Annotated in this window: 7 protein-coding genes and 3 pseudogenes; 3 read left to right on the top strand and 7 right to left on the bottom strand. The window is 54.9% G+C overall.

Translation table 11 applies throughout. The annotated features are described in order from the left end of the window. Positions 1-333 (top strand): transposase (locus tag BT264_RS36660; protein ID WP_143156769.1); only part of this gene is annotated, 333 nt, incomplete at its 5' end. A gap of 201 nt (positions 334-534) precedes the next feature. On the opposite strand, the gene BT264_RS36655 is transcribed toward BT264_RS36660, so the two are convergent. The 7 genes and pseudogenes from BT264_RS36655 to BT264_RS36625 all read right to left on the bottom strand — a co-directional run bounded on the left by BT264_RS36655 (position 535) and on the right by BT264_RS36625 (position 7,089). After that, positions 535-1,185: a hypothetical protein gene (locus tag BT264_RS36655; protein ID WP_110281484.1), complete on the bottom strand. Its 651-nt coding sequence runs from the start codon at positions 1,183-1,185 to the stop codon at positions 535-537. Between the two features lie 32 nt (positions 1,186-1,217). Continuing rightward, complete coding sequence (locus BT264_RS36650) at positions 1,218-2,624, bottom strand: selenium-binding protein SBP56-related protein (RefSeq protein WP_072445415.1); 1,407 nt, start codon at positions 2,622-2,624, stop codon at positions 1,218-1,220. 142 nt (positions 2,625-2,766) lie between these two features. Then, positions 2,767-3,236 (bottom strand): annotated as a pseudogene (locus BT264_RS36645) (integrase core domain-containing protein); the annotation flags it as partial. Positions 3,237-3,272: 36 nt separating this feature from the next. Continuing rightward, a complete protein-coding gene (locus tag BT264_RS36640; protein WP_072445416.1) occupies positions 3,273-3,503 on the bottom strand; it encodes a hypothetical protein in 231 nt (76 codons plus the stop codon). Positions 3,504-3,591: 88 nt separating this feature from the next. Continuing rightward, a complete protein-coding gene (locus BT264_RS36635) occupies positions 3,592-4,281 on the bottom strand; it encodes a hypothetical protein (RefSeq protein WP_072445417.1) in 690 nt (229 codons plus the stop codon). Between the two features lie 654 nt (positions 4,282-4,935). After that, complete coding sequence (locus BT264_RS36630; protein WP_072445418.1) at positions 4,936-5,463, bottom strand: gamma carbonic anhydrase family protein; 528 nt, start codon at positions 5,461-5,463, stop codon at positions 4,936-4,938. A gap of 15 nt (positions 5,464-5,478) precedes the next feature. Continuing rightward, complete coding sequence (locus tag BT264_RS36625) at positions 5,479-7,089, bottom strand: 3-keto-5-aminohexanoate cleavage protein (protein WP_072445419.1); 1,611 nt, start codon at positions 7,087-7,089, stop codon at positions 5,479-5,481. Between the two features lie 942 nt (positions 7,090-8,031). Here BT264_RS36625 and BT264_RS36620 point away from each other — a divergent pair. Beyond that, a pseudogene (locus tag BT264_RS36620) lies at positions 8,032-8,196 on the top strand (glycosyltransferase); the annotation flags it as partial. Positions 8,197-8,369: 173 nt separating this feature from the next. Continuing rightward, positions 8,370-8,723 (top strand): annotated as a pseudogene (locus BT264_RS36615) (GGDEF domain-containing protein); the annotation flags it as partial.

Here is an 8,723-nt window from a genome sequence, read left to right as displayed (position 1 = left end):
CGGGAGTTTCTCAGTCGTCTGATGCTCGGCGCGAGTGGTCCGGTGTTCCTCGTGCTGGACGGCCATCCGGTTCACAAGGCCAGGATCGTCCAGGATTTCGTGAAGGCGCAGAAGGGGCGCCTGAAGCTGTTCTATCTGCCGCCTTACTCGCCGCACCTGAATCCTGACGAGCAAGTCTGGGCACACGTGAAGCGCAGCGTCTCCAGGCGCCTCGTGCAGTCCAAAGACGACATGAAGCGACTGGCCATCGGTGCTCTGCGCCGCATCCAGAAGTTGCCGGCACTGGTGAAGTCTTTCTTTCGCCAGCCCGAATGTCAGTACGCCTCTATGTGACATTTCTTTCCGAAATCTTAGTAATATTATTCAGGGCGTGAATCGTCGCGATTTTCCTACCCGACCAATTCGTCGCGGTCTTCCACGATTTTTTAGAGTCAACCTGCTGACAGATGCCATGCACTTGTGATTTCACACATTGCCCGATGACGTGAGGAGGATGCATCGCTTGCGACTCTGCGTGGCGTCGGAAATTGACCATTAGCGCCCGCTGCTGTCCGGCGCGAAGAGATTAAGCGACAACGCAAGCATACCCACCAAGACGATACTCGAAACCCAGATCGTATCGAGATTGAACCAGCTTCGCGATATGAACTTCAGGCCTAGGTAGCGATAAACAAGCCACGCCAGACATCCGCCCGCCGCCATCATGCAAGAAGCATGCACCGTGGCGACGAGCAGCGCCATCGCCAGATTGGTGTTGATTAACGCCCGCACGGCTTGATGCCCATCGTGCATGTCGGATGATTGGCATAGTCCAAGATAGACCGGAACTAGCATCAGTCCCGCTCCGTGAGCGATGGCAATGGCGAATGACCAAAGCACGAGGCGCGACGGCGGGATCCGTAACACGACGCGGGGATGGTGCCCGCGGAGCAGAAGGAGGACGCCAAACCCGATAACCAGTACGCTCGCGCCAATCTCGATCGCGCGGCGCCAGATAATCAGCATCGTCAGCACGGCGAAAGGTGCCATCACCACGAACATCGCCAATACGTGCCCCGACGCGAGATAGAAGAGGGCGACGAACAGCGCCTTTGTCCGTCGCTCCATCAGTCCGCTCGAAACTGCCAGCGGCCATCCCATCGCCGGGTTGACCCCATGATAGACGCCGCTCGCAGCAACGCCCATCCACAGGGCGAATTTCGGCCAGTCAATCTCGATCAAGTTGCCACCGATGGGTAACAGAACGAGTCGGTCGAACAATCACCACCTTCAAGCCGGATCTGATGTGCTCGATAGCCATCGGGGATACTTACCCAGTAATCGTTGGCCAATGTCAAGCCCCCACCGGGATTGACCAGAGCCATGACCTGTGCCCCGGGTACTCCATCGGGATAGAACTGGTTGTCCCATGTCGAATACAGCGAGTTGGTCCAATAGACGCGCTTACCGTCGCGGCTGATCTCAACCATCTGCGGGCCTCCCGCAAAGGTATTGCCGTTCGGATGCCGCGTCCGACGTACAATCCCGCCAAGGTGAACCGCCCCCGTGAGCCGCGGTTTCCACGGATCCATCACGTCATACTGGCGCATCTCGCCGGTTCCCCAGCAGGAAACGTAGAGGAACTTGTCGTCGAGCGAAAGATCGATGTCGGTGACGAGAGGCGGCACCGCGCCGAATCCCTGCAGCAGTGGCGGAAGTTGTTCCGCTGGAGCGGGTTCGGCTGGAATTGTCGCTGTTTTCTCGATATAAAATTTCCCACTCTCACGCCACCAAGTCCAGATCGATCCCTCAAGGTTCGTTGTGTCGATCACGACGCCGAGGAAACCATACTCTTTGCTGGGATCGTGGGCAGGCCGAACTTCGAGCGCCATCTGGTGATGGGCCCCAAGGTCGATTGTTTGCAGCTTGCGCCTCGCTCGCAGATCCCAGAAGTGGACGTGGTGACCGTATTGATTTGACAGCAGATCCTCAGGAACGACGCCGCTCTCGAACTGTAGCGGCAGCGCCCATTCACTGGATACCATGTAATTACGTGGTAGGTTCCACCAGAAATCGTAGTGCTTCGCTTGTGATTCTCCGTCGACTTCCCAGCGGCCAACGATATCAAACGTTTTGCAGTCCATGATGAAAATACCCGGCGGCCCGTCCGTGCCATCCAGCCCTCGCCCGCCGAGGGTGCTGACGTAAATGCCTTCAGGACCGCAATGAATCGTATGTGGGCGCGAGTAGCCCGTCTTGCGAACGACCTCCTCGGGCTCGATGATCTTATGGATACGCGCTTGAGTCGGATGCGGGTGGGTATCGATAATGTAGATGCGTGAAGAGCGCAGCCCCGGAATAATCAGAAAGCGTCGCTCGAGAAAAGCGTGCCCGGTGAGCGGCGTAAGTGACGACGAACATGCATTCCACCCGAAGTGATGGAGTTCGTCCCCGTTGTTTGGCATCGGTACCATATGGACGATTTGACTGTACGTCGACGAGCCGGGCCTTACATCGATGACGGCAAGCGCATCAGGCCGAGAGAAATCCGGGCTGAGCAGCAATGTATAGGCGAAGTTTTCTGTCGGTGCCTCCATTGCGAGTTTCGGTGACGCATGGAACGTAGGATCTGGACGCATACCCATGAAGCGACTCTCCTTTTAAAATATTTCGACTACCACGTTATAACGCCATCGACGGGCGTTCATCTTTCAACAACGGGAGAATTCATTTACAGTCGCTGCGCGACGGAACCTAGGGCGACCTGAGATGGAATTTTGTAACCAATCAGGCAGTGAGTCTCACGTCGATATTATTGGAATCCAGCCAAGCTCGACGGACCATGGCGGCATGGTTGATAGCGATGCGCGCTATGGGGCCGGCGCTCGTTGTAAAACTATCACCAGCGTTCAATGAGTACGTTGACCTCGGCCCGGCTGCGGAACCACTCGCGATTCAGCAATTCGTCGCGCAGCTTGCCGTTGAAGCTTTCGACGAATCCGTTTTGCCACGGACTGCCAGGCGCGATGAAGGCCGGGCCGATTGCAGCATCCCGCAGCCAGCTGCATGACCTTGGCCGCGGTAAATTCAGCGCCGTTGTCAGACCGAACGAATGCGGGCTTGCCGTACAGCCGCATCAGTCGCGACAGCGTCAGGATGACATCCTGCGACCTCAGGCTGGCACCGACTTCGATCGCCAGGCACTCGCGGATATATTCATCGATCACGCATAGCATCTTCAACACCCGCCCATCCACCTCCGGAACCGATCCCGCCACCCGGCCTGGTCCTTGTCATTCGTTCACGTTCTCGCAACTCGTCGGGCCGTCGCCCCAACTCTTTCCGCCGCCGTTCTTGCACTGCCGCTTGGTGTATTGCTCAGGCAGCTGACCTTTCGGCAGCTTTCCGTCGGCAGGGCAATTGTGATGGTAATAGCAGAAAGTTTTTTCGGCGGCACCAGCTTCTCCGTTGAAAACGAGGCAGGCCAGCAAGGTCGGAAAGAGAATCTTGGCAATAGTGCGCATGTCGATTATCCAGAACGAAAAATGGCAGACAAAAGGATAGACGTCGTTACGGCGCCTATCCGTCGCATAACAAGTGCGCCGCGACTGTTTAGTTATCGTATTCGAGCAAAATCCCGGATCGCACTGGCTGCGCAGCAATGATCCTTTCCACCACACTATTTTCGACGGTCACTTGCTGGCCATATGTGACGTTAAGCTTGATCGTATTACCGTCCATGTACGCATTGACGGTCGCAAGATTCTGCCCGCTAGGATAGGTCAGCTGCAGCGGACCGACGACGACGTTGCTTGAGATTACTTCGCCGAGGACGAGTGAATTGAACAAGCCGACCCAATAAGTCGGTGTCACCTGGAACTGAGCCGATGCGCCGCTGACCACGCCGTTCTTGAACACGGATCCTTGACCGCTCATGCCGATACCGAGGTTCGCGAGATTGGCCGACTTGTTAGTGATAAGGATGGAATCGGCCGGTACGGAACCGGTCCCCGGCACCAATTGCTGAACGTTATCTTTAAAAATGCAGTCCCATGACGACCCCAATTCCGCCTTCAACGTCTGACTGGCTTTGTAGACCCCGATGCCGCCGACCTGTTGGTAATTGGCAACGGCGACGTTGTAGAAAGCATCCCACGCCACACCGCTGGCACCGCTTTGAGGGACGGTCGTCTGCTTCCACGCCACGCTCTCCAATCCAATGGAACTCGGCAGAGCCTGATATACAGCCATAGTCCAGGTATGTTTGGTGTCGTTGTTGAAATCAACATAATGAGAAGTCATTTTCCAGTCTCATGATGAAAGATAAATTTTTCGTCTCGCCGAACCTATTTCAGGCATAATTTAAAATTATCCAATAATCGCATACGAGATATACGGTTGACGACCCGACACTCATTGACAGGCAAAATCCACGACACACGAGATTCAAGTCGCATACTTTTTCTCAAACATTCCTCGCTCACATTCTGATTTTTTACCTAATGAAAGCCCGCTTCCATCCCACTTAAGAATACCGCAAGTTCAGGAAAATTTTTCAAAAATATTACCAAATACCGACACCAATACGCCTTTAAAGCAGTAGCCAAAGACCCAATTCGTTCATTTCCGACAAATCATATTAGGAAATTTTTTAAATTAAATACAACAAAAATGCTATCGCTTACCCTAAATATTACCCTACCGATTTTCAGCAAACATTTGAATAATTCAATTCAATATTTCCCGCCAACCAACGGATATCATTCTTGTCAACACCGAAGCCTGTAATTTTGACTTCGGGTCCGATAGCAGCTCGGTACTGCCGTCGCTTAATCCGTTCAATGAAAAGCTGGGCTGGCATCGGTCACGATGCTCGAGTGCCCTGACTTGCAGGGAGCAACGCCAGCCATCGACTCCCCACCCGGGCTTCAATACCGCTTTCCGCTGGCCCTCCGATCAGCTGATCCGACACAATAGATCCCGATATTTCTGTCTCCGATGTGTCGCGTAGAACAGAATATTTTTCTGGATGCGCGCGATTTCGTCGTCGGACAACAAACGCACTGCCTTGGCAGGGGATCCAAGAATCAATGCGCGCTCGGGAAAGACTTTACCGGCCGTGACGACTGCGCCGGCAGCAACGAGGGATTGCCGTCCGATCACGGCGCCATCGAGCACTACGGCCTGGATACCGATCAGCGAGCCTTCGCCGATCGCACATCCATGCAAGACGGCTTGATGCCCCACGGTGACCGAGGCCGCAATGGCAAGTGAGTGGCCAGCTTCCGTATGCAGCACCGCTCCATCCTGAATATTGCTGCCTTCTCCCACACTGATTGGTTCGGTATCTCCGCGCAGCGTCGCACCGAACCAGACGCTCGTATCAGCAGCCAGTCGGACGTCTCCGATGACCGCCGCAGTATCTGCAACAAACGCACTCGCATGGACGACGGGCGTCCGGTCACCTAGCCGATAGAGGGCCATCTCGATGCCTCCCCGTCACGCGCGTTTCAGATGTTGTGGCACCGACGCGGCAAGCGTCAGACCAAGCATTTCCCGCACGTCGGTCGAAGTCTGTATCGTGATTCCCCGGGAAAGCAGTTCGTTGCGCAGCATTCGCACCTGCTCCCACGTGCCGAGCGCCTTGCGGACCCCGCCCGGGACACGTCGGTCGATCACGTTCAACCCGTCTTCGAGGCCGATGCGCACACCATCGAGCCGCAATGCCTGCGCGAGATCGGCCAGCAGGGTCTGCAGCGGTCCCGGTAATAGCAACGATATCAGCGAGAACGGAAAGCTCTGCCGAAGTCGCTCGACGACTGGTTGCAATTGTTTGACGGCAAGATCGATTGCGCGCTGTCTCCCCTGCTCATCAGTGGACGATAGGTGCGTAGCAATTTCCTGTCGAATGGCAGGGGCAATCAAGGAGTCGTCCTCGACCTCTCCACTAATCGGATCGCGAAAATACTGATCGACTCCGGCTACCAACATGAAAAGCACCGGCTGACCGACGGATTCGAGGAGTTCTCGATACAGCGTTGTCGCATTGTTGACGATCGTATGATTGAAGACCTCGACCTCCGGACGAGTGCCAACCCGCCGAAAATGTTCGAATTGCGCGGCCAGGAAATCCGGCGCGTTGTCGTAACCGCCCCCTCCCTGGAAAATCACCGCGGCGGGGCTCAGCGACGCTATCTCGGGGCCATCGACCTCCGCGTAGGATTTGAGATGAGCGCGCCTCAATATGTCGCGCGCGCCGTGCCGATCGCCTCGCACGCTTGTTGAAAAATTGAGAATGGCAGTCGGGTTGGCATTCTTCACGGCCGGTACGATCGCATCGTAGTGTTCAACTTTGATCTGATTGCGTTGGGCCCCTGTGGTAATGGTGCCCAGCCCGGGAATCTCGAGTTGAGTCCGATCGCCTAACTCACGCGTATGGAGGTGGACAACCGCCGCACCTTCCTTCATCGAACGGATCGTCTCGGCAGCGATCTCTGCTGGCGTAATCGGCAGGAACGGTGACCGCCCCTTGCCCGCTTGCCAATATCCGGCCTCGCGAGGTTGCCAACCTGCTTCGCGCAATCGAGCCAACAGACCAGGGTAGTCTTTCCGAATGGATCTCACCAGCACGGGCGGCAGATAACTGTGAAGCTTCGCATGGTGCCATACCAGATCTCCGCGTTCGCTTGCCGTCCATCCATAAGTGGTCAATTGCAGCACGATCCGCCTGACAATTTCGACCGACGATACATCCTCCAACCAATCACGCGGAATCACGGCTCCGCTAAAAGACGGTGATTTCGGCGAACTCCAACCCTGTTGGCATTGCGTCCACCCGGCCTCCTTCATCACGGATCGCGCCAGCGTCGGATTAGGTAGTTGTGCAAAAAAATTTTCGCAAATGGGATAGCCGTGCCCTTCCTCGATCAACAATCCGCCGGCTTCCACGGCCTCCCAACCATCGGCTTGCAGCTGCCCTATATATCGCTCTGCTTGAGCCGGATCGAGAAGGTAATGAAGGAGATAGGAAGGAACAAAGGTCGGCTCCAGCGGATCCAGCCACTTCGGGACAGCACCGACGGGCGCAGCAGTGATGTACATGCGTGTCATGATAATGCTCCTTTTTTCGAGAAGAGTGACGTTACGAACGCATTTCCAACAAAACGATTACACGGAATATCCTGACATGCAAGCCTGACGAATTAATTTCGTCAGACAATCGAAAAATTAACACGAAAACAATAACAATCCATTCGGCTTTTTATAAATCAGAAACCAAACAACCCCACCTCAATTTTGATTAAATTCAATAATCCATTTCAATTTCACCCATCGATAGCAAGATCGCTTCGTAATTTTTATTCAGGCCAGACCGCGCATCACCATTGCAAATCAGTAAAAAATCACATGAACGCTGCCGGATACCTCGCACCCACAAGTGGCCACACTCCATTCTTCCGACCGGACTCCCCCGAGAAAAACCGAGCATAATTAACGCGCGACGCAAAACAATCTCAATTCCATAAAAAAAATCCCGTTCGGAAACCGAACGGGATTTAAAGCCACGCAGACACGAGACTTCAGCTGCTCCGAGGAGAAGAAGGCAGCCACACATAGCATAACGGATGGCGCGTCATCGTCAAAGTAAAAATCTTCGCGTGCGCCATTGTAACTTCCGATATGCTTGATATTCTAAAACTCGACAACCTGTATGAATTGACAGTCTAAAAATAGCATCCGATCGCGACAAACCAACGTCAACAAAATATTGCTATCCGCGGCCTACTAAAAGAATCCTATGTATCGTTTACTCGCCATAGAACGCCCTTATTTCGACAGATCTCCGCAACGCACGCCTGGTAATCGAGCAGCGAGCCGGCCGGTATCTGAACCGGCTTCGCGGCCGTCTGTCACCCGGTGCGTTACCGGCAAACCCGCTTCTGCCCTCATCCTCGCGTTTATATGCGTACATTACCGTTTCCTGCGGACGATGCTCGAAACACCTTTCATCGCGCCTGCACCGGCGACACATCCCGACCTTTCGGCGAACGTATGTCCATGCACGCTGGAACACCGCTGGTATCGCACGTCGTGCCATTTCATGACGAAGTCGAAGCAATCGATGCGTTCTTCGCCGTCACATTGCCGATTCTCGATTCAATCGAATCGACCCGCTTCGAGATCGTCTACGTGAACGGGTTGCGCGACAGGGTGCTGGCACCGGGCGGCAGGTCTGAGTACCGGTCCTTCCCTTATCTCTGGCGAGCGCCCGTGTGACAGGTAGCTTTGGCCCGCTGCGGAATCAGGTCCCCGGGCTGGATGCATAAAGGTCTGGCCGAATGCTTTTCCGTACCTATACTGAATTCGTCCGAAGAAACCGAAGACTGAACATGCACGCCAATGTTGCCGCCAAAGAGCCGACTGGCGCTGCCCAGTTGGTCACCCGGATATATGCCAAGCTCCTGCTGACTGGCTTCGCGTTGGTGCCGGCGTATCTGATTGCCTACCTGTACTTCTTCCAGGATCCGTCGCTGAAATTCGAGAATCACGCTTTTCACGAGCTGGCGATCGCAGCTGCCACGCTCGAAGGCGTGTTCGTCACCTATGTCTGCTGGCGTTGCTATCGCCTGTCCGGCGAGCCGTTGCTGCGTTGGCTTACGCTAGGCTTTCTTGGCTTCTCCCTCGTCTACGCGTTGCATGGCGCCTTCACCGGCATGGCGCATCACAATATCTGGCTGTTCCTG

The sequence above is a fragment of the Burkholderia sp. NFPP32 genome (assembly GCF_900119325.1).
Classification (GTDB): Bacteria; Pseudomonadota; Gammaproteobacteria; order Burkholderiales; family Burkholderiaceae; genus Burkholderia; species Burkholderia pyrrocinia_C.
This window is presented reverse-complemented; position numbering and strand designations above follow the sequence as displayed.